The organism is Pontibacter sp. CAU 1760, from assembly GCF_054482735.1.
The window spans coordinates 220308-239721 of the sequence record NZ_JBTLRL010000001.1 but is presented as its reverse complement, the minus strand read 5'-3'; the positions used below and the strand labels follow the sequence as shown (position 1 = coordinate 239721).

The following is a 19414-nucleotide window of genomic DNA, read 5'->3' as shown; positions in this document are numbered from 1 at the left end:
ACTATCCGAAAGCCCGTTACCTCCCTACCGCAGCACTTGCATAAAGGGGTAACGGGCTTTTTGTTCCTATAATATTCTGTTACTACTCTCGTATTATCGCTATATTTAGGCGTTATAAGATTTATTGCAGTATGCCAGCAGACGAATTGATATACCCAGACAGAGTGAAAGCGCATCAGCAAAAGATTAAGCAGGTGCTGTATGAGGTGGGCAAAGTGGTGGTGGGCCAGAACTATATGGTAAACCGGCTGCTGATCGGCCTCTTTACGGGTGGGCACATTCTGCTGGAGGGCGTTCCCGGCCTGGCCAAAACGCTTACCATCAACTCGCTGTCCAAAGCCCTTCACCTCGACTTCCAGCGTATCCAGTTCACGCCCGACCTGCTGCCCTCCGACCTGATCGGGACGATGATCTATAACCAGAATGCCTCTGCTTTTGAGGTAAAAAAAGGCCCTATCTTCGCGAACCTGATCCTGGCTGATGAAGTGAACCGCTCCCCGGCCAAGGTGCAGTCAGCGCTGCTGGAGGCGATGCAGGAAAAGCAGGTGACAATTGGCGAAACCACTTTCATGCTGGACCTCCCCTTCCTGGTGCTGGCTACCCAGAACCCCGTGGAGCATGAAGGAACCTACCCCCTGCCGGAGGCGCAGGTAGACCGCTTTATGATGAAGGTATACATTGACTACCCGAAGAAAGAGGACGAGCTGGAGATCATGCGCCGCATGGCCAACATGACCTACGCCGACACCGTTTCGAAAGTGCTCTCGAAGGAGGATATTTTCTCGATCCGGAACGAGATAAACCAGGTGCAGATCTCAGAGACGTTGGAGCGCTACATCATTGAGCTGGTGTTCGCCACCCGCCGCCCCGCCGACTACGACCTGAACGAGTTTGCGCCCTACATCCAGTTTGGGGTGTCGCCGCGTGCCAGCATTGCCCTGAACCGCGCCGCCAAGGCAGTGGCCTATTTCGATGAGCGCGATTACGTGCTGCCCGAGGACATCAAAGAAGTGGCGCATGATGTGATGAACCACCGCATTATCCTGAACTATGAGGCGGAGGCAGACGGTATCCATACCAAGGATTTCATCGAGGCCATTTTGCGTAAGGTCCCAATCAGCTAAAACGTACTTTAGCGGGTAATCCTTAACCTATAAACTGGCACTCCGGCAAACACGCTGGCCAGCACAAGGGGGTGCTGCCTGTAAAATGCATCATAGCACCAGGTTTTTAGTTGCAGTGCTTCGGTTTGGTTTAATGCCCGCAGGCCCTTACGGAGCTCTTTCTCGAAAAGCACTGCATCAAAGATTACTTTCTGCAGGATAATCTTCACATATGCTAACATCATACGATTGCTGTGGTTGTGCTGCAAACCTACCGCTGGCCTATTACAACAATAACACGGGCGGGTTACGAAATCATTAATTCAACCCCTCTCCTGGCAACAGCTACCGCAGTTAGGGCAACTCAGCTGGCAACACTTCACTAGCTCCGTCTAACCGCAACACTCCTACTCCCGTACTTTCTTCATCCCCTTTCCTACATGCGTTTGCATGCAGGAAAGGGGATGAAGTGTGTTTTTAATAAGCTATACATATATGCTAGGAGGATTATTCAGGATGTTTCTGCTCAACAAGCTGATGGGCGGCGCGGGCCGTACCGGAGGAAGGGCCAAACGTGGGTGCGGAGGCATCGGCTGTGTTGGGTTGATTATTATACTGGTGCTGGCGTTTTTCGTGTTTCGCTCCTGCGGGGCTGATATACCGGATGCAGATTTTTAACCTGAGCGCTGCATACTCAACCTCTACTCAGCGAAGGATGAACCACACCCCTTGCTATACCTCCTCATCCGTGAGCGTATGCAGAAAGGCGATGATTGCGACAGTTTCCTCCGCTGTCAGGTGCAGCGGGTCGGGGGGCAGGGTTTGGTTTTCGAGCGGCATGCCCATCCCCTGTGCACCGCCCTGGTTATAGAAATCCAGCACCTCCTCCAGCGTTTGGTAAGCGCCATTGTGCATGTATGGGGCTGTCTTGCTACTGTTACGGAGTGTCGGGGTTTTGAAGGCGAAGCGCAGGCCGGGCATTCGGCTGTGGGTGAAGCGCCCCTCGTCGGTGTCCAGCTTCGGGTGGGCGGCCCTTGGGTTTTGCAGTACGCCCAACACCTCGGCCTCCGTATCGGCGAAGTGGGGCGCGGCCGTGCCATTAAACACCGGCATGAAATGGCAGGTACCGCACTTGGCCTTGCCCATGAACAGGTTAAAGCCCTTTGCCTCCGTTGCCGTCAGGTGCTCCCCCTCGCCCCGCATGTGCCTGTCGAACCGGGAGCTGAAGGGCGTGAGTGAGCGCACGTAAGCCCCGAGCGCCAGCATGACGTGGCGGGGCTGCACCTCGGCCTCCATCCCCGGAAACGCCTTCCGGAACGCCTCTGCATACGCAGCCTGCCGGTTCAGGCGCTGCGCCGCCTCCTCCACCGACGCGTGCATCTCGTCCTTGTTGCGAATCACCTCCACCGCCTGGCTTTCCAGCGTGGTGGTGCGCATGTCGTAGAACTGGGCGTGCTGCAGCCCAGCATACAGAAGGGTGGGCGCATTGCGCTGCACAAACTTACCCGGCTCCAGCGCGGCGCTCTTGGGCAGGCCGTCGCTGAAGGCCAGCTCCGGCCTGTGGCAGCTGCCGCAGGTACGGGTGCCACCCGACACCACAGGGCTAAAGAAAAGGGCTTTTCCCAGGGCCACTTTGGCAGGGGTGGTAGCAGCATCGGCCATACCAGCAAAGGCATCGTTGTTGATGCTGTTGGGCGCGAACAAAGTAGCAGCCTGTGGGTTCAGGGCCAGTTGATTCGGGAGCGGCGCAATGCCCAACTCTTCCTGCCATGCCGTTATCCTGGTGGTGATAGGGTTGGCGAAACGGGTGATAAAGGCCATGCGGTCGAACTGCTCAAACTCCTGCCCCTGGTTATACGCCGCCCCTTCTCGCAGCAAGTGCTCCAACTCCCGGTTCTCGCCCAAAAACGCCAGCACATCCCGCACCGACTCCAGCGCCGGGGCCACCTCCTGCACGCCTGCGCCCGAGAGGGGCGTGTCGAAGCCGGAGATGCCAAAAACCATGATGCGGTAAATCTCCTGCTTGCAGGCATTCAGCAAGTTGGCCTCCTCCAGCTCGGTTGCCTCCAGGATGGTGCGGGCGCGCCTTAGAACTGATATGAATTTTGTCACCTCCCGCACCAGCTCCGCACGGTTATCTGCCTCAAACGTTGGGTATAGGTACTCCTCGATAACCTGCAGGCCAGCCGGCTCAAACGCCATCGATTCCTGCACCTCGTAGGTGGGCAGCGGGGCGCCATTCAGCGCCTTGCTGGCCGTAGGGGCGTAATATTCGGTAAACAGCTCTACCTTTTTATACCGGTGGCGCACCTCCCGGAAAGCCCTCCGCATAGCGTCTGGCTGCCCGGCCTTGGCCTGGCGCAGCAACTGGTGCTTAGCCGTGTGCTCCAGCGTGTCGAGGTTAGCGAGCAAATGCGTTTTAGCCTGCTCTACAGGCGCAGGGGGCGTGCCGGGCACGCAGCAGTACAGAAGCACGCTCAGGCTCCCGAAAAAGAGGTATAACTTTTTCATCATCATACAAAATCGCTAAAAAATGAAAGGCAAAGCCTCCCACTGTGCCGGAAAGCTTTGCCTGTTAATCATACAAAATACTGTTGCCTACTAACGTGGCACATTCGTCAGGATGACGGTCTGCCCGCCCTCCATGTTCGAGGACACGCCACTGCCATCAGCATTCTTGTATTTCGCATCTCGCCAGGTGTGCGGGTGCAGGTTCACCACAAAGGTGCCCGCTTTGCCTATCAGGTCCGAGATGTCATACATGGCGCCGTACTCCCAGGAGCTGAGACGGGTATCGCCGGAGGGGTTATACTTGGCGTTGAAAGCGGCATCGCCGCGGCGGTGGTTCATCTCCAGCATCGGCTTCAGCGCCCCGGTCCGCAGGTCATACTGCCAGATGCGGCCATCGTGCTTGTTATCGCGGTAGAAGGAGTCACCGTCCTCCTGAATGTAAGCGTAGTTCTGCGTCACGCAAATGTTGTCTGGGTTCACGATGCTGTTGCCCGGGTCCTCGTTGCCATCAATCAGCGGCGTGATCTTTCCTTTCAATGGATTATTGGCGTCCAGCTCCAGTTTGTATACCCTCCCCCACATGGTCAGGCCAGGGGCGGGGTTCACCTTGTCCGGGCTCACGCCGGTGGAGGTAAAATACAGGGTGCGGTTGTTCTTGGCGCTGCCCTTTCCGTAGTCCAGATCCTCGACGCGGGCAAACTGAATCGCCTGCTTAGCCACCGACTGGGCAGCCAACTGAGCACCCGTGCTGGAGGCCACGTTGTCGTAGGCCACAAACTCCACCTCGTAGCCCTTGCCTACCTCCATGGCGGTTTCCACCACGTTTCTGTCGGTGCGGCGCAGGGTATAAAGCTGGCCGTTCTGCAGGTCGCCCACGGTGCTGGAAACGTACATGTTTATCTGGCCCATGCTGTTGGCCGGGTTGCTCTCATCTTCGCCCACAAACACAACTGTTTTCCCGGCAAAGGCGGCCTTCGGCAACGGCACGGCATTCTCGGCGCTGCACTTGCCCAGGGCGGGCAAGGTGCGGTCGGTGCGGCTTCTGTCGCCCACGCTGCCCATCGGGTCGATGGCATGGATCATGGACTCTGTGCCGCTCTCGCCAGCGGTGAGCAGCACTGGGCCGAAGCCGTGCTCCTGTGGTGTGGCCAGCGTGGCCGAGCACAGGCGCCACATGCCACCCGCACCATCCACGATATACTCGCCCTTCAGCGGCTTCAGGTTCTTATCCAGGTATACCCGCGATACGGCCTGCAGAATCTCGTGGTTCGTCACCATGATGTAGCCTTCGCCACTGGGGTTGCGCAGCATGCCAGCCCCGTCTGGCTGGGCACCATACACAAAGTCCGGAGACTCCTCCAGCACATCGTCGCTGCTGAGCAGGGTATTCACGGAAATGCCTTCAAAGCCTGGGAGCGTTTTCACCAGCGCCGGGTTTACGGAGTAGTCCTCCAGTGCCAGGTCAGCGGGTTTTCCGGGATTATAGCTGTCGTCGTTGTGGCAGCCCACGAGCAGAACTGAGGCAAGCGCCAAGGCAGCACCAGCGTTCCTAATCGATAAGTTGTTCATAGTGTTTGTTTTGTTTCTATTCAAAGCTACCACCGGCGTGTTAACTCAGTGTTACACCAACATTACTGTTCTGTAACCCCTTTTTTTCCTATGTGAGGAGATTAATACTCGTGCCGAACTGCAGCTTTGCGCTTGATGGAGGTCGCCCATCCCCCCCCTGCGGCCATACCCCTTTGGAAATGAAAAAGCCTGCCGGTTGGCAGGCTTTCGCAAAGCGGGAGACTAAGCCGCTCCACTAGCTGGTTGCCACGATGTTCTCACCCATACATGCGCAACCAAAGGTGAAATATTGGACTAGTAAGTGGTATTCTGTGGGTTGAAGTTGGCCCAGCCGGCCGTCCAGTCGGTGTTACCGAAAGCGCCGATGTAGTCAACGGTGGTAAAGAAGCTATCCATACCGGTGAAGTTGGCTGCCACGCTTGTACTGGCCTTCGTAAAGGCGGGCGTAGCATTATAGGCTCCGCCGATGTTCAGCGAAGTGCCATCGTTCACGACGGCGTTGCTGTTTGCCGCTGCGTTAAACCAGCTCGCCACATCGTAGGTGCTGCCACTTTCCACTGTCAGGGCCTTGCCCGTTGGGATGCCGGCAAGCACGGTGTTTCTGATCAGCATTTCTCCGGCTGTGGCATTTGTCTGCGTAGGAGCGCCATCTAGCAGCAAGCCTGTTGGCCAGCCCAGCACGATGGAATTATGCAGCTTTGTCTTGTTGTTGCGCCGGATGTGCAGGCCACGCTTGAAATTGGCGTTCACCTGCGCGGAAGGGTTTGTACCCAGCGGGCCGAAAAGCGTTACGTTAGAGTAAGTAGGCGCTGTAATCGGTGTGGCACCCGAGCCCTGCGAGTCGTTGTCGGACTCGAAACCGTTGGATCCGGAGGCATCAGCTACATTCGGGTCTGAGATGCCCACCAAAAACTGCAGCTTACCGGAGTATCCGTTGTCGGTATCAAACATATCATCCACAGTCTTATAAGCAATTAGGTGTTTGGCGTTCACCGTACCACCGAACCACTCAAAAGAGTCGTCGCCGCTGTAGGATACCTGCACATAGTCGATTGTTGTGCCTGAACCCACACCGCCCATTGTCAGGCCGTTGATCTCGTTGTCTGGCTGAAAGGCGATGCCGGGGTACTCGATGCGCACGTACTGGAGCGTACCGGAGTTGTCGGCAGCGTCAGCCCCACCGTACTCTCTGTCCACGCCACCCTCGATGCGGGCTCCTGCACCCAGATTCACCGGGGCGTTTCCGAGGATGATGATACCACCCCAGTCGCCGGCGGCGCGTGAGCCTGCTGGCTGCGCTGAGGTGAAGACAATCGGCTTAGAGGCTGTGCCCTGCGCCATGATCCTGGCGCCGCGCTCGATGATCAGTGTGCCTTTCGTGGATTTCTCGCCCATGATCACGGTGCCCGGCTCGATGGTAAGCGTCGCGCCTTCTTTCACATATACAAAGCCCCGCAGGAGGTATTTCGTGTTTGCGTTCAGCGTAAAGTTCTCCTCGGTAGCGCCGGAAATAACGGTCATACCGTTGGTCTGCTCGGTTGTAAACTGCTCACCAGCAACAGTTGGTGTGTCAGTCGTGTCGTCGCAGGCCAGGAAGGTTACGGCCAGGAAAGCAACCAGGAACAGATTTGATAATTTTTTCATAATAGGTTGTTAAGTGTTTGTTTTGGTTTTATTAGAATTTGTATGTCATGCCCACAGTGGAGTACTGCCCTTTGCGGAAAGCCCGGAAAGATTCATCCACTTCAGTGATCTTCTTGTCATCGTTGGAATCCTGGATCAGGCGCGTTTTCTGATTCAAGAGGTCCTGGATGCCGGCTTTCAGCTCGAAGTGCTCACCGATGCCCTTCGTCAGCGACAGGTCGATCTGGTGGCGCGGCATTTCGTAGATGGCTTGGCGCAGGTTGCTGCCCGCCGCGAAGATGCGCGTCCCGATCACGTTGTACAGCACGTTCACCTGCAGCTTGCGGTCATCGTCCTGGTAGTATACCCCCGTGTTCACCACGTAAGGCGACTGACCCACCATCTGGCGTGTGCCGGGCTGGTAACGGGCGCGGTCATCGGTCAGGGTCACTTCGCTTTTCACCAGGGCGGCATTCAGCACCAATGTTAGGTTTTGGACAAAGGGCGAGGCCGACACATCCAGCAGCGACTTGCGTATTTCAGCCTCCAGACCGTAGCTAGCGGCGTTCCTTGCGTTCTCGAAGGTGATGGTGTTACCACCGCTGGTGTTCTCAAACACCGTTTCGATGGGCTTGTTGAAGTGTTTGTAGAAAGCTCCAATGGAGAGGATTTCCGTGGGGTTCGGGTAGAATTCATACCGCGCATCGCCGTTGTAGATCGTGGCCACTTCCAGGTCCGGGTTGCCCACTACCTCTAGCAGGTTCACGAAGTCGAAGTAAGGAGCCGGGGCGATCTCCCGAAACTCCGGGCGGTTCACGCTCATGCTTCCGCCGGCTCGCAGCTTGGCACGGGCAGTCAGGTCGTAGGTGAAGTTAGCCGAAGGTAGCACGCTCAGCACCGGATTCGACCGGTTCAGCGGGCGCCCGTCAAAGCCCAGCGCGGCCAGTTCCTGGTTGTTGTACTCCACGCGCACCCCGCCCGAAACCGACAGGTCTGTTGTGATGCCGGTGGCACCGCCCACGAAACCGGCCAGGTAAGTGTTGTAGGCTTGGTAGTTGTTCTGCGGGTTCGAGTCCTCGAGCAGTTTCCAGCCGGTGGTGTTGTTGATGTTCTCAGAGGAGAACACTTCCCCGATTGGCAGGTATGGAATGTTCTGGTCAAACATGGAGTTATTGGCTGGTGCGAAGGAGAAGAAGCGGGAGGTATAATCGCGGCTCTTGCGCTCTGCATAGAACCCGGCCCTTAGCTTCGGTGTGTTTTCAGCGGTGGTATCGGCTGTGGTAAAGCGGTGCTCTATCTGCCCGTTTGCCATCATGCCATGCTCGTTCAAGTCGGAGTAAAAGCGTCCGGCGTCGCGCAGCGTCGGGATGGGCTGGTACAGCAGGCGGTAGGTGCCGTTGCCCGCATCATCGGCTGTTCGGAAGCGACGGTAGTCCGGCTCGTTGCGGTTAGTGTAGTTATACCCTCCCGTCCAGGTAACGGTGGTGTTGTAATCGTTGAAGTCGTGGGTGCCCTGTAGCTGCCCCGAGTAGATGGTGCGGCTCTCGTAGCGCAGCGAGTAGTTTTTCTGCAGCTGCGCATCGTTTGTATAATCCACGCCCTTGCGCTCCAGCACCTCGTTGCTGCCCAGTTGGTTGAACAGGTTGCGGAACTCCAGTTTATTGTCGTTGTTCAGGCGGGCGGCCCAGTTGCTGATGAGCCCTACCCGCACGTTGTTGGTATACACGTTGTCGTGGTAAGCCATCTGCTGCTCGCTTCGGCCCAGCTCGCTGTTAAACGCGCCGTATGCGTTGCGGGTACCTTCGGTGGTGGTCTGTGTGTTGCTGTAAGAGGCAGCGGACACCGTGCTCAGGCGCAGATTGCCCAGGTCGAAGCGGCGGTTTATACCCAGTGACATGCGCAGGTCGGGGGTGGCGGTGGCTGCCAGCGGTGCCCAATTGTTAGGGAACAGCTGGCCTTTCTGCGGTACCTCTCCCGTAGCATTGGCATGAGTGGCCAACCCGGCTGGCAGCTGCCGCTTGCCGTTGTCAAAGCCCAGGAAGTCGGTGCGGCTCTTGCTGTCTGCCAGCACCTTGGCAAACGTGGTGCCGGCGCGGTATGAGCCCGAGACACCGATGCTGGTCTGGTCCTCGCTCACCACGTTCTTCGTATAGATTTTGATCACACCGCCGCCAAACTCACCCGGCAGCTCCGGCGAGCCGTTTTTGTAGATCATAATGCGGTCGATGACGCTGGTGGGCAGGATGTCGAAGGAGAAGGCTTTCTGGTCTGGCTCGGTGCTGGGCGTCAGGGCATCGTTGAGCAGCACGGTGTTGTAGCGCTGATTCATACCCCGTATCACCACGTATTTATCGTTGAGCACCGTTACGCCCGGTATGCGCTTCACGGTCTCGGCAGCGTCGCGGTCCATGGATTTGGCAATCTGCTCACCGGCTACGCCGCTCACCACCACCTCGCTTGCTCGCATGTTCGCTAGCACGGCCATCTCGGTGTTTGTCTGGCGCGTGCCTACAATCTCCACCGTCTGTATCTGTGTGGTGTTCTCCTCTAGCTGCACATTTAGGGTAGTGGGCTGGCCGCCGCTTACGACCACGCCTGCTTTCTCGAAAGGCTTATAAGAAAGAAAGGTGACAGACAGGGTATGGGAACCTGCCTCCATGGGCAGCACAAAGTTTCCCTCATAGTCTGTGGTTGTTCCTTTGGATGTTCCCTTGATAAACACCACCGCGCCGATGATCTCTTCGCCGGATACTTTGTCGGTTACCTTGCCTTTGATGGCTCCCTGCTGCGCGAAGCTGTAGGCAGTGGTAACAAGAATGGCGAGAATGGTTAAGAATGATTTCATTGTGCTCTACTTTTGTTTAGTCTCGCTGCAAAAGTAGATGCCGCATATTACCTCATGTTTACACCAGCGTTAAGGCTATATTAAAAAAAGCTATTGTTCGTTATCGCAATATTATTCCGATGTGATGGCAATGTTACGCGATGGGTTTGCAGCCTCCAAGCCCATTTTTATACTCTCTTCTTAATGCGTCGAAATAAACGTTTAAACATCATTGCAAAATCTCCGGCACTCCTCCAAAAATAAATGCTTTGGAAGCATTTATTTAACATTGCCGTAACACTCCGATAACATTGATACACGAAATTTGTGCATCGAAAAAAGGCGGCATGACTATCCCCTCTATCGGCATCACTTAACCGGTATCTTTTATTTCACCCAACATGAATTTTAAAGAAATTCGCCTTTTCGCCGTAGCTTCTGCTGTGGCACTTACTTTTGCCGCGACAACCGCCGCAAACGCACAAACCGACACGACTAAAACAATACAACCCGCTCCAACCCCAGCTATGGTGGTAGAAAAAGCCCCTGAGAAAGTTGAAGCACCAAAAAAGAAAGCTTGGTACGATGTGCTTTCCATCAGAGGGTATGCCCAGGTGCGGTATAACCGACTGCTCGAAACGAACCCAGACCTTAAGTGCGACCAGTGCGATAAGTCATTGGGTGAGAACACAGGGTTCTTCATCCGCCGTGCCCGTCTGATCATCAGTGGCAACGTGCATGATCGTGTGTTCATCTACATTCAGCCGGACATCGCCTCATCGCCAAGCTCCACTACCCAAAACTTCTTTCAGCTGCGGGATGCCTATTTTGATGTGGCCTTGGATGCAAAGAAAGAGTATAGGTTCCGCGTGGGTCAGAGCAAGATCCCGTATGGCTTCGAGAACATGCAGTCGAGCAGCAACCGCCTTACCCTGGACCGTAACGACGCCCTGAACAGCGCCATTGCCAATGAGCGTGACCTGGGAGTGTTCTTTTACTACGCGCCATCCGAAATCCGAAAGCGTTTCGAGGAACTGACCAGCCTTGGCCTGAAAGGCAGCGGCGACTATGGCGTGGTTGGCCTGGGTATCTACAACGGTCAGACCGCCAACAAGCCTGAGGCGAACGACAACCTGCATACCGTGGCCCGGGTTTCATACCCCTTTAAACTTAGCAATGGCCAGTTCATCGAGCCGGGCATACAGGCGTACACTGGTCGCTACACGGTTACGGCAGACCAGCTTAGCGCCAAAGTGATTGCAGACAAATCATACATCGACAGAAGGGTGGCGGCAACGCTTGTGGTATACCCGCAGCCATTGGGCTTCCAGGCCGAGTATAACATTGGCGAAGGCCCGGAGTTTGACCCTGCCACCAACTCAATTAAAGTGAAGGACATCAAAGGTGGCTACGCCCAGACGATGTATATGATGAAGCTCGGCAACCATGTGGTTACTCCCTTCCTGAAGGTGCAATACTATGATGGCGGCAAGAAGCACGAGAAAGACGCACCCGGCTACCTGGTATACCAGACGGAGATTGGCACGGAATGGCAAATCATCAAAAACCTGGAGCTGACGGCGGTATACTCCATAGAGGACCGAACCATCACTACCCCAAGCAACCCATCCAACAACCAACATGGTAACAGGCTGAGACTGCAGGCCCAGTTTAACTTTTAAGTTTCTGCTCCCTGCCAACGCAACGCCCTTAAGCCACTAAGCCTAAGGGCGTTGCTGTTTTCAGGCCAGTTGGCATAGTCAATTTCAATGCTTTTAACCTGCCCAATGTTACCGCAATGTTAAGACATGGTAAAAACAGGTGACTAAAACACAAAAAACAGGCGGCCATAAGCAGTTAAAAAACCCCCTCAGATATACCTAAAGGCACTTCTTGCCACTTTTAACAATTTCGTAACAATTGTTAAGATGCAATTTCCTCTGAAAAGCCGGACCTTTGCAGTGCAAAATCGGAACACCTCACTCAGAGAGCCTGACTAACTCTGTGGGTACAGCAGGAAAGATTTTGCACACGGCTACGGTATAACAGAATCTTATCAGAGCAGTGTAGTTTAAAGCTTAGTCACGACTTAGTATTTTATTCTCACTAAAACCATTAAGAATCGTGAACAACAAAATAAAGGGCGCTCTTATTGCCCTGTTCGCACTTTTCACAGCCAGTGCCACCCAGGCACAATCCGTTAACAACTCAAAGTTTGGCAAGGGCCTGCAGTTCATCACGGCCGACTCTTCTTTCAGCATGAAGTTCCAGACGCGCTTCCAAATGCTGTATGTAGGCGGATCTAACCCAGCCGACAACGAGTGGGACGACCAGTTCCTGATTCGAAGAGCCCGCCTGAAGTTCGGCGGTTTTGCATATGACCCACGCCTTACCTATAAAATAGAACTTGGCCTTAGTAACCGCGACATCGGCGGCGAGCCGATTGCCCAGCAGAACTTCGCCAACAACATCATCCTGGATGCGGTGGCAAAATACAACTTTGCACCGGGCTGGGAATTCTGGGTTGGCCAGACAAAGCTGCCCGGTAACCGTGAGCGTGTGATCTCCTCACAGCAGCTCCAGTTTGTGGACCGCAGCTTATTGAACTCGCGCTTTAACATCGACCGCGATGCGGGTGTGCAGCTACACCACGAAACCACTGTTGGCAACGTGATCCTGCGACAGGCTGCCGCCATCTCGAATGGCGAGGGCCGCGACTATACGGCCCTGAATGCAGGTGGGTATGGCTATACCCTGCGTGGCGAGATACTTCCTTTCGGAGACTTCATGGGGAACGGCGACTACTCCGGCAGTGACCTGGCGCGTGAGCAAACCCCTAAACTGTCTATCGGCGCCACCTACGACTTTAACGATGATGCCAGCCGTGCCAGAGGCCAGCTGGGCAACTTCCTGAGCGACACCCGCGACCTGCACACTGTGTTCGTGGATGCCATGTTCAAGTATAGAGGTTTCTCGGCCATGGGCGAGTATGCCAACAAAACTGCCCCAGATGGCCCTGTGGTGCTACGCACCGACGAGGGTAAGATCCAGGAAACTTTCGTAACCGGAAATGCCCTGAACTTGCAGGCAGGTTACCTCTTCAAAAATAACTGGGAAGTAGCCAGTCGCTACACCAGCTATAACCCTGATGCGGCAATCGGAGCCAGCGACGAAGACCACTATACCCTCGGCCTGTCGAAGTACATATTCGGCCACAGCCTGAAGGTACAGAGCGACATCACGCTACAGCAGCGCGTAGGCCGCGAGGACAGGTACCAGTTTCGTTTGCAGATGGAGGTCGCGCTTTAAGCCCCGCCATCAAAACTTAACAATATGTTAACATTGCGGGCTGCAAAATCTAAAATCTTATAGCTCACTTTGCACCTGCTTACACAGGCTAAAATGCAATAAAAGATAACTCGCTGTCACTCATCATAGTATAGCAGTAAGTTGCATTCAACTGTCCATAACTGAACTAAAACAACCAAACCAACTCCAGCTTATGTTAAATTCTAAGCTTTCCAGATTAAATGTCGCAGTGCTTTTTGGCGCTACCATGCTGTTCAGCGCCTGCGGAGGCAGCACTGAAGAAGGAGCCGGCAATGGCTCTGACCTTTCTGGCAACATTCAGATAGACGGTTCCTCTACGGTATACCCGATCACGGAGGCAGTGGCCGAGGAGTTCCGCACAGTGGCTCCGGATGTGAAAGTAACAGTAGGTGTGTCTGGCACGGGCGGTGGCATGAAGAAATTCACGCGCGGCGAGATCGACATCGTGGACGCGTCGCGCCAGATGAAGGCGGAGGAAGCTGAAATGGCCACATCCAACAACATCTCTTACATTGAGTTACCGGTAGCCTATGATGGTTTGACGGTAGTGATCAACCCGGAGAACGACTGGGTAAAGGACATCACCATAGATGAGTTGAAGAAAATCTGGGAGCCAGCGGCACAGGGTACTATCAAGCGCTGGAACCAGATCCGTCCGGAGTGGCCAAACGAGGAGATTCACTTGTACGGCCCAGGCGTAGAATCCGGCACGTATGACTACTTTACAGAGGCTGTTGTGGGCGAAAGCGGCGCGAGCCGTGGCGACTATACCGCCAGCGAAGACGACAACGTACTGGTGCAGGGTGTATCGACGGATAAATTTGCCCTCGGCTTTTTTGGCTACGCATACTATGAGGAAAACCAGAACAAGCTGAAAGTGGTGCCGGTAGACGACTTGAACGACAGCAACGGCAAAGGTGCTATTACCCCTTCGCTGGAGACTGTGAAAGACGGTTCTTACGCTCCGCTTTCCCGCGCACTGTTCATCTATGTAAACTCGAAGGCTGTGGCCTCTCCTGCGGCAGTTGAGTTCGTGAACTTCTACCTCGACAACGCCGCTGAGCTGAGCCAGGAGGTTGGTTATATTCCGCTTCCGGACGACATGTACAAAGAGCAGAAGCAGAAGTTCAAGCAGTTTGCTGACGGCGCGAAGAAGTAAACCTATATATGATATTTTGCAGAAATAACGGCCGAAGCATCAGCCGTTATTTCTGCATTATTAAACAAACAGCACCTTGAAAGTATCCGAAAAAATTATCGAGGGCCTGTTGTGGTTAGCAGCTGCAATCACAATACTTATTACAGCTGGCATCATTTGGGTGCTTTTATCCGAGTCCATCAGCTTTTTTCAGGTTGTCTCAATCGTTGATTTCTTAACAGAGAAGGAGTGGACGCCCCTTTTTGCTGACAAAAAGTTTGGTATCGCCCCGCTAGTGGCAGGAACCCTGCTCACTACCGCTGTAGCCATTGCCGTTGCCCTTCCGATCGGGCTTACCATCGCTGTATACCTGAACGAGTATGCCCATGCCCGCATGAAGCAAGTGGTGAAGCCGCTGCTCGAAGTACTGGCCACTATTCCAACGGTAGTGTATGGCTTCTTCGCCCTGACGGTGGTAACGCCTTTCCTGCAAAGCTTCATCCCGGAATTAGCAGGTTTCAACGCTTTGTCTGCCGGTATCGTGATGGGGATTATGATCATCCCGATGATCTCCTCCCTGAGCGAGGACGCCATCAGTTCGGTGCCCCGCTCGCTGCGCGAGGCCGCTTATGGCATGGGCTCCACACGCCTGCAAACCTCCTTCGGCGTGATGGTGCCAGCGGCATCGTCAGGTATTGTGGTGTCGGTTATCCTGGCTATCTCCAGAGCGGTGGGCGAAACGATGATTGTGGCCATTGCCGCCGGTCAGCAACCGCGCCTCACGCTTAACCCGCTGGTTCCCATCGAAACTATTACCACCTACATTGTACAGGTTAGTTTGGGTGACGTGCCGCGTGGCTCACTGGAGTATAAAACAATTTTTGCTGCGGGTATCACGCTGTTTGTTTTCACATTCGCGCTGAACAACCTCAGCTTCTGGATCAAAAAGAAATACCAGGAAAAGTATGACTAATTCAGAGAAAAACAGGCTCAAGGACAAAGCCTTTCAGGTTTTCGGTATTTTCTGTACCTTCATTGGCCTGGTGGTGCTCGCCGTTTTCCTGTTCGACATTATCCTGGAGGGTGCCCGCCGCATCGACTGGGACTTTCTGGTAAGTTTGCCCTCTCGTAGAGCTGCCCGTGCGGGTATCCTGACGGCTTGGGTAGGCACGCTCTGGATACTGGTGCTCACCACCATCATCGCGTTTCCGTTGGGGGTAGCGGCGGGTGTTTACCTGGAGGAGTATGCCAGAAAAAGTAAAATGGCTAACTTCCTGGAGATAAACATCGCCAACCTGGCGGGTGTGCCCTCTATCATCTATGGTTTGCTGGGCCTCGAGATCTTTGTGCGCCAGATGAAACTGGGAGGCAGCTTATTGGCCGGTGCGCTTACGCTGTCGCTCCTGATCCTGCCCATCATCATCGTGACTACTCGCGAGGCCATCAAGGCGGTACCCCGCAGTGTGCGCGACGGTTCTTATGCCCTAGGTGCCTCGAAGTGGCAGACGGTATGGAACCAGGTTTTGCCGGCCTCTTTCGGGGGTATACTCACAGGAATTATCCTGGCTTTGTCCAGAGCGGTGGGCGAGGCCGCTCCACTGATCGTGATCGGGGCGCTGGCTTATGTGCCGTTTACGCCGTCTTCGCCGCTCGATGAGTTTACAGTGCTGCCTATCCAGATCTTTAACTGGACGTCAAGGCCGCAGGCCGATTTCCAGACAAACGCAGCGGCGGCCATCATTATATTGTTAATCATCACCTTCATGCTGAACGGCATTGCCGTATACCTGCGCAACAGGCAGCAGAAAAAAATTAAGTGGTAACTTATACCCATGAGCAAAAAACACAACAAACTGGAGGCCCTTAACCTCAATGCCTATTATGGTGATTTTCATGCGCTGAAAGGCATCAATATTGCCATGGAGGAGAAGAATGTAACGGCTTTCATCGGCCCCTCTGGCTGCGGAAAGTCCACGTTCCTGCGCACTTTCAACCGCATGAACGACTACATCGAAGGCTTCCGGACTGAAGGCGACATCCTGCTGGACGGCAAGGACATATATGCCAAGGAAGTGCGTGTGGATGAGCTGCGCAAGGAGGTGGGCATGGTGTTCCAGAAGCCCAACCCTTTTCCGAAGAGCATTTTTGAGAACGTGGTGTATGGCCTGAAGATACAGGGCATCAAGAAAAAATCGGTGCTGGAGGAGGCTGCCGAGAAGTCGCTGAAGCGCGCCGCCCTTTGGAACGAGGTGAAGGACAACCTCAACAAATCGGCACTTGCCCTTTCGGGTGGGCAGCAGCAAAGGCTTTGCATTGCCCGCGCCCTGGCTATTTCGCCCTCCGTGTTGCTGATGGATGAGCCGGCCTCTGCCCTCGACCCGCTTTCTACCGCCAAGATAGAGGAGCTGATCTATGAGCTGAAAACCGACTATACCATCGTGATCGTGACCCACAACATGCAGCAGGCTGGCCGTGTGAGCGACAACACCGCCTTCTTCTACATGGGCGAGCTGGTGGAATACTCCAAGACGAAGACCATGTTCACCAGCCCGCAGGACGAGCGCACGCAGAATTACATCACGGGCCGCTTCGGTTGATAAACTGTTTGCCTCCCCCGCTGTTTAACAAAATAAAAAACTCACCCATTCAGATATATACAAGATGCCTCATATAGATGTAGAGTTAGAAAAGCTGAAGAAAAAGCTGCTGGAGATGTGGGATTTGGTGGAATACCAGTTGCACAGTGGCCGCGATGCCATGCTCAAAGCAGATCCCGAACTTGCCGACCAGATCATCAAGCGTGACCGAAAGGTAAACCAGTTTGATGTGAAGATCGACCGCATGTGCGAGAACTTCTTTGCCTTGTTTACCCCTGTGGCCGTGGACCTGCGCATGGTTTTGGCTGTGCTGAAGATCAACGCAAACCTGGAGCGCATCGGTGATACCGCCGAGGGCATTGCCCGCTTTGCCAAGAAACTGGACGCCCCCGTAAACGAGGACCTGCTCGAAATGACAAACCTGCTCCCGATGTACGAAGAGGCGATGTCGATGCTGAACGATTGCCGCATTGCCTTCAAAAACAACGACCCCGTTTTGGCCAAAACCATCATCAAGCGCGACAAGGGGCTAGACAAGATTTACCGCAAGTCAGACCGTATCGTGACAAAGTACATGGCCAACAACCCAGAGAAAATCACGGAGGGATTAGCGATCTTGTCCATCATCAAGAAAGTGGAGCGGGTCGGCGATCAGGTAACGAACATTGCCGAAGAAGTCATCTTCTATCGCGATGCAAAAGTGGTGAAGCACAAGCAGGACAAGAAGAAAAAGAAGGATTAAAGTGAATTGTTAAATTGTTGGATGGTTTAATTTTTACCATCTACACGGTTTTCCATATAAAAAGAGCACGGGCCTCAGCGGCTTGTGCTTTTTTTTTGAATACGCGTTGCCATAAGTTACTGCTGCACTCCACTTTTGGCATATCCTATCAAGTTACCTTCTCCGAAAAGCCCTTCATGCCTAACAATCGGCCGCAAAATTACCTTCCAAGCGTTTTGTGCCTTACCTTTGCAGGAAAATATCCTGAAAGTGCTGCTAAAAGAGATTTTATACCTGATTCAGAAGGACCTGGTGCTGGAGTGGCGGCAGAAATACGCTTTCAATGGCATGCTGCTTTATGTGGGCAGCACCGTGTTTGTGTGCTTCCTGAGCTTTGGCATGCGCGCAAACGTGCTGACGGTGCCGGTATGGAATGCAGTGCTCTGGATTATCCTGCTCTTTACGTCCGTGAACGCGATCGCGAAGAGCTTTATGCAGGAGAACCGGGGCCGTTTGCTGTATTTTTACTCCATTGTGAGTCCGCAGGGCGTGATTCTGGCTAAGACCATCTACAATGCGCTGCTCATGCTGGTGCTGGCCGTGATTTGTTTTCTGGTGTATGCGTTGGTGCTGGGCAACCCGGTGCAGGACATACCCATGTTTCTGCTCTCTATCCTGTTGGGGGCCATCGGATTTTCCACCTCGCTCACCATGATTTCGGGCATCGCTTCTAAGGCCGCCAACAGCAGCACGCTCATGGCGGTGCTCAGCTTCCCGGTAATTGTGCCGATGCTGCTGATGCTGATCAAGATGTCTAAAAACGCCATCGACGGCCTGGACCGCAGCGTAAGCCTCGACGAACTGCTTACCCTGCTTGCCATAAACATGATCGTGGTCACTGTATCTTACATTTTGTTCCCGTACCTTTGGCGTTCGTAACGGCCTGTCCGCGAAACAGAACGAATTACAAATATTATGTGTCTCTGGTATGGCAGCAGCATGGTAGCTGTGCAAAATACTGGAAGTGAAAGGTTTGAGCTACACCTGCTGGCGTCACCCTAGCCCTTAAATGAATATGAAGAAACATTGGTGGAAAGTACTGGCTGCGTTGCTACTCGTCTTTACGGTAGTGGCTGGTATGCTTTCGGAAGTGCCACGCCTGGCGATCCTCAACGAAACGATCCGGAACTTATACTTCCACGTGCCGATGTGGTTCGGTATGATCATCATCCTGCTGGTGTCATTTGTCTACTCCATCAAATACCTCAAAACCCCCTCTACCCGCAACGATGTGATTGCGGCGGAGGCGGCCAAAGTGGGAATCCTCTTTGGCGTGCTGGGTATCGTGACGGGCATGGAATGGGCCAAATTCACGTGGGGCGACTATTGGAGTAACGACCCAAAGCAGAATGCCTCGGCCATCGGCTTGCTGATTTATTTTGCTTACCTGGTGCTACGCAGCTCCTTTAACGAGCAGCAGCAGCGGGCGCGCATCAGTGCAGTGTATAACATCTTCGCGTTTGCGGCGCTTATCCCGCTCTTGTTCATCCTGCCCCGCATGACCGACTCGCTGCACCCCGGCAACGGCGGTAACCCGGGTTTCAACTCCTATGACCTGGACAATCGCCTGCGTGCCGTGTTCTATCCGGCCGTTCTTGGCTGGACGCTGCTGGGCATCTGGATCGTGAACATCAAATCAAGATTAGAATTACTGAGACAACGCTTATATGAAACTGTTTAGAATAGTAGCCTTGTGGTGCTTTATGCTATTTGCCCTGGCAGGGCTACAACCGGCACAGGCACAGGAAAATGCGGCAACTACTGCGCAACCTGATGTAGAGATGGCTGACATGCTGCGCCAGGATGGCAAAATATACGTGGTGGTAGTGGTGCTGCTGACCGTGTTGGGGGGCGTGCTGCTATACCTGGTTGTACTGGACCGTAAGGTGACCAAGCTGGAGAAGCAGCTGCACGACGACCTGGTGAACCGCTAAAATG

17 protein-coding genes are annotated in these 19414 nt (G+C 54.2%); 12 read left to right on the top strand and 5 right to left on the bottom strand.

Translation table 11 applies throughout. The features are described from left to right. Positions 1 to 131 precede the first annotated feature (131 nt). Positions 132 to 1124, top strand: a complete 993-nt coding sequence (locus ACXYMU_RS00995; RefSeq protein WP_458984475.1) for an AAA family ATPase — start codon at positions 132 to 134, stop codon at positions 1122 to 1124. A gap of 8 nt (positions 1125 to 1132) precedes the next feature. On the opposite strand, the gene ACXYMU_RS00990 is transcribed toward ACXYMU_RS00995, so the two are convergent. Next, positions 1133 to 1348 carry a hypothetical protein gene (locus ACXYMU_RS00990; protein ID WP_458984474.1) on the bottom strand — a complete coding sequence of 72 codons (216 nt, stop codon included), beginning with the start codon at positions 1346 to 1348 and terminating at the stop codon, positions 1133 to 1135. Between the two features lie 250 nt (positions 1349 to 1598). Here ACXYMU_RS00990 and ACXYMU_RS00985 point away from each other — a divergent pair, with 250 nt between their 5' ends. Continuing rightward, on the top strand, positions 1599 to 1781 hold the full coding sequence (locus ACXYMU_RS00985) for a hypothetical protein (protein ID WP_458984473.1): 183 nt from the start codon (positions 1599 to 1601) through the stop codon (positions 1779 to 1781). Between the two features lie 54 nt (positions 1782 to 1835). Here ACXYMU_RS00985 and ACXYMU_RS00980 read toward each other — a convergent pair whose 3' ends face one another. The 4 genes from ACXYMU_RS00980 to ACXYMU_RS00965 form a co-directional block, all read right to left on the bottom strand. Continuing rightward, positions 1836 to 3620, bottom strand: coding sequence for a cytochrome-c peroxidase (locus tag ACXYMU_RS00980; protein WP_458984472.1), 1785 nt, complete (start codon positions 3618 to 3620; stop codon positions 1836 to 1838). 84 nt (positions 3621 to 3704) lie between these two features. Beyond that, complete coding sequence (locus ACXYMU_RS00975; protein ID WP_458984471.1) at positions 3705 to 5183, bottom strand: PhoX family protein; 1479 nt, start codon at positions 5181 to 5183, stop codon at positions 3705 to 3707. A gap of 294 nt (positions 5184 to 5477) precedes the next feature. Further along, positions 5478 to 6827 carry a T9SS C-terminal target domain-containing protein gene (locus tag ACXYMU_RS00970; protein ID WP_458984470.1) on the bottom strand — a complete coding sequence of 450 codons (1350 nt, stop codon included), beginning with the start codon at positions 6825 to 6827 and terminating at the stop codon, positions 5478 to 5480. A gap of 31 nt (positions 6828 to 6858) precedes the next feature. Beyond that, on the bottom strand, positions 6859 to 9651 hold the full coding sequence (locus ACXYMU_RS00965; protein WP_458984469.1) for a TonB-dependent receptor: 2793 nt from the start codon (positions 9649 to 9651) through the stop codon (positions 6859 to 6861). A gap of 380 nt (positions 9652 to 10031) precedes the next feature. Here ACXYMU_RS00965 and ACXYMU_RS00960 point away from each other — a divergent pair, with 380 nt between their 5' ends. From ACXYMU_RS00960 to ACXYMU_RS00915, 10 genes are all read left to right on the top strand, one after another. Continuing rightward, entirely contained in the window at positions 10032 to 11312 is a 1281-nt protein-coding gene (locus ACXYMU_RS00960; protein WP_458984468.1) for a porin, read from the top strand. Between the two features lie 442 nt (positions 11313 to 11754). Beyond that, positions 11755 to 12939, top strand: coding sequence for a porin (locus tag ACXYMU_RS00955; RefSeq protein ID WP_458984467.1), 1185 nt, complete (start codon positions 11755 to 11757; stop codon positions 12937 to 12939). A gap of 193 nt (positions 12940 to 13132) precedes the next feature. Next, a complete protein-coding gene (locus ACXYMU_RS00950) occupies positions 13133 to 14119 on the top strand; it encodes a PstS family phosphate ABC transporter substrate-binding protein (RefSeq protein WP_458984466.1) in 987 nt (328 codons plus the stop codon). A gap of 76 nt (positions 14120 to 14195) precedes the next feature. After that, a complete protein-coding gene (gene pstC, locus ACXYMU_RS00945) occupies positions 14196 to 15071 on the top strand; it encodes a phosphate ABC transporter permease subunit PstC (protein ID WP_458984465.1) in 876 nt (291 codons plus the stop codon). Next, the gene (gene pstA, locus ACXYMU_RS00940) at positions 15064 to 15921 is read left to right on the top strand and encodes a phosphate ABC transporter permease PstA (protein WP_458984464.1); all 858 of its coding nucleotides are present in this window, start codon (positions 15064 to 15066) and stop codon (positions 15919 to 15921) included. Before pstC ends, pstA begins: the two co-directional genes overlap by 8 nt. 9 nt (positions 15922 to 15930) lie before the next feature. Further along, positions 15931 to 16695, top strand: a complete 765-nt coding sequence (gene pstB / locus ACXYMU_RS00935) for a phosphate ABC transporter ATP-binding protein PstB (protein WP_458984463.1) — start codon at positions 15931 to 15933, stop codon at positions 16693 to 16695. Between the two features lie 64 nt (positions 16696 to 16759). Next, complete coding sequence (gene phoU, locus ACXYMU_RS00930; RefSeq protein ID WP_458984462.1) at positions 16760 to 17437, top strand: phosphate signaling complex protein PhoU; 678 nt, start codon at positions 16760 to 16762, stop codon at positions 17435 to 17437. A gap of 276 nt (positions 17438 to 17713) precedes the next feature. After that, the gene (locus tag ACXYMU_RS00925) at positions 17714 to 18355 is read left to right on the top strand and encodes a heme exporter protein CcmB (RefSeq protein ID WP_458984792.1); all 642 of its coding nucleotides are present in this window, start codon (positions 17714 to 17716) and stop codon (positions 18353 to 18355) included. 136 nt (positions 18356 to 18491) lie between these two features. Then, positions 18492 to 19157: a cytochrome c biogenesis protein CcsA gene (ccsA, locus tag ACXYMU_RS00920; protein WP_458984791.1), complete on the top strand. Its 666-nt coding sequence runs from the start codon at positions 18492 to 18494 to the stop codon at positions 19155 to 19157. After that, the gene (locus tag ACXYMU_RS00915) at positions 19144 to 19410 is read left to right on the top strand and encodes a CcmD family protein (protein WP_458984461.1); all 267 of its coding nucleotides are present in this window, start codon (positions 19144 to 19146) and stop codon (positions 19408 to 19410) included. Before ccsA ends, ACXYMU_RS00915 begins: the two co-directional genes overlap by 14 nt. The last annotated feature ends 4 nt before the right edge of the window (positions 19411 to 19414 follow it).

What these genes read in the sequence shown, in the direction of transcription:
- pstA (WP_458984464.1), top strand. Translation starts at nt 15,064, where the DNA reads ATGACTAATTCAGAGAAAAACAGGCTCAAGGACAAAGCCTTTCAGGTT.
- ccsA (WP_458984791.1), top strand. Translation starts at nt 18,492, where the DNA reads ATGAAGAAACATTGGTGGAAAGTACTGGCTGCGTTGCTACTCGTCTTT.
- ACXYMU_RS00970 (WP_458984470.1), bottom strand. Translation starts at nt 6,827, where the DNA reads ATGAAAAAATTATCAAATCTGTTCCTGGTTGCTTTCCTGGCCGTAACC.
- ACXYMU_RS00950 (WP_458984466.1), top strand. Translation starts at nt 13,133, where the DNA reads ATGTTAAATTCTAAGCTTTCCAGATTAAATGTCGCAGTGCTTTTTGGC.
- ACXYMU_RS00915 (WP_458984461.1), top strand. Translation starts at nt 19,144, where the DNA reads ATGAAACTGTTTAGAATAGTAGCCTTGTGGTGCTTTATGCTATTTGCC.
- ACXYMU_RS00975 (WP_458984471.1), bottom strand. Translation starts at nt 5,183, where the DNA reads ATGAACAACTTATCGATTAGGAACGCTGGTGCTGCCTTGGCGCTTGCC.
- pstB (WP_458984463.1), top strand. Translation starts at nt 15,931, where the DNA reads ATGAGCAAAAAACACAACAAACTGGAGGCCCTTAACCTCAATGCCTAT.
- ACXYMU_RS00960 (WP_458984468.1), top strand. Translation starts at nt 10,032, where the DNA reads ATGAATTTTAAAGAAATTCGCCTTTTCGCCGTAGCTTCTGCTGTGGCA.
- ACXYMU_RS00995 (WP_458984475.1), top strand. Translation starts at nt 132, where the DNA reads ATGCCAGCAGACGAATTGATATACCCAGACAGAGTGAAAGCGCATCAG.
- phoU (WP_458984462.1), top strand. Translation starts at nt 16,760, where the DNA reads ATGCCTCATATAGATGTAGAGTTAGAAAAGCTGAAGAAAAAGCTGCTG.
- ACXYMU_RS00985 (WP_458984473.1), top strand. Translation starts at nt 1,599, where the DNA reads ATGCTAGGAGGATTATTCAGGATGTTTCTGCTCAACAAGCTGATGGGC.
- ACXYMU_RS00965 (WP_458984469.1), bottom strand. Translation starts at nt 9,651, where the DNA reads ATGAAATCATTCTTAACCATTCTCGCCATTCTTGTTACCACTGCCTAC.
- ACXYMU_RS00990 (WP_458984474.1), bottom strand. Translation starts at nt 1,348, where the DNA reads ATGATGTTAGCATATGTGAAGATTATCCTGCAGAAAGTAATCTTTGAT.
- ACXYMU_RS00980 (WP_458984472.1), bottom strand. Translation starts at nt 3,620, where the DNA reads ATGATGATGAAAAAGTTATACCTCTTTTTCGGGAGCCTGAGCGTGCTT.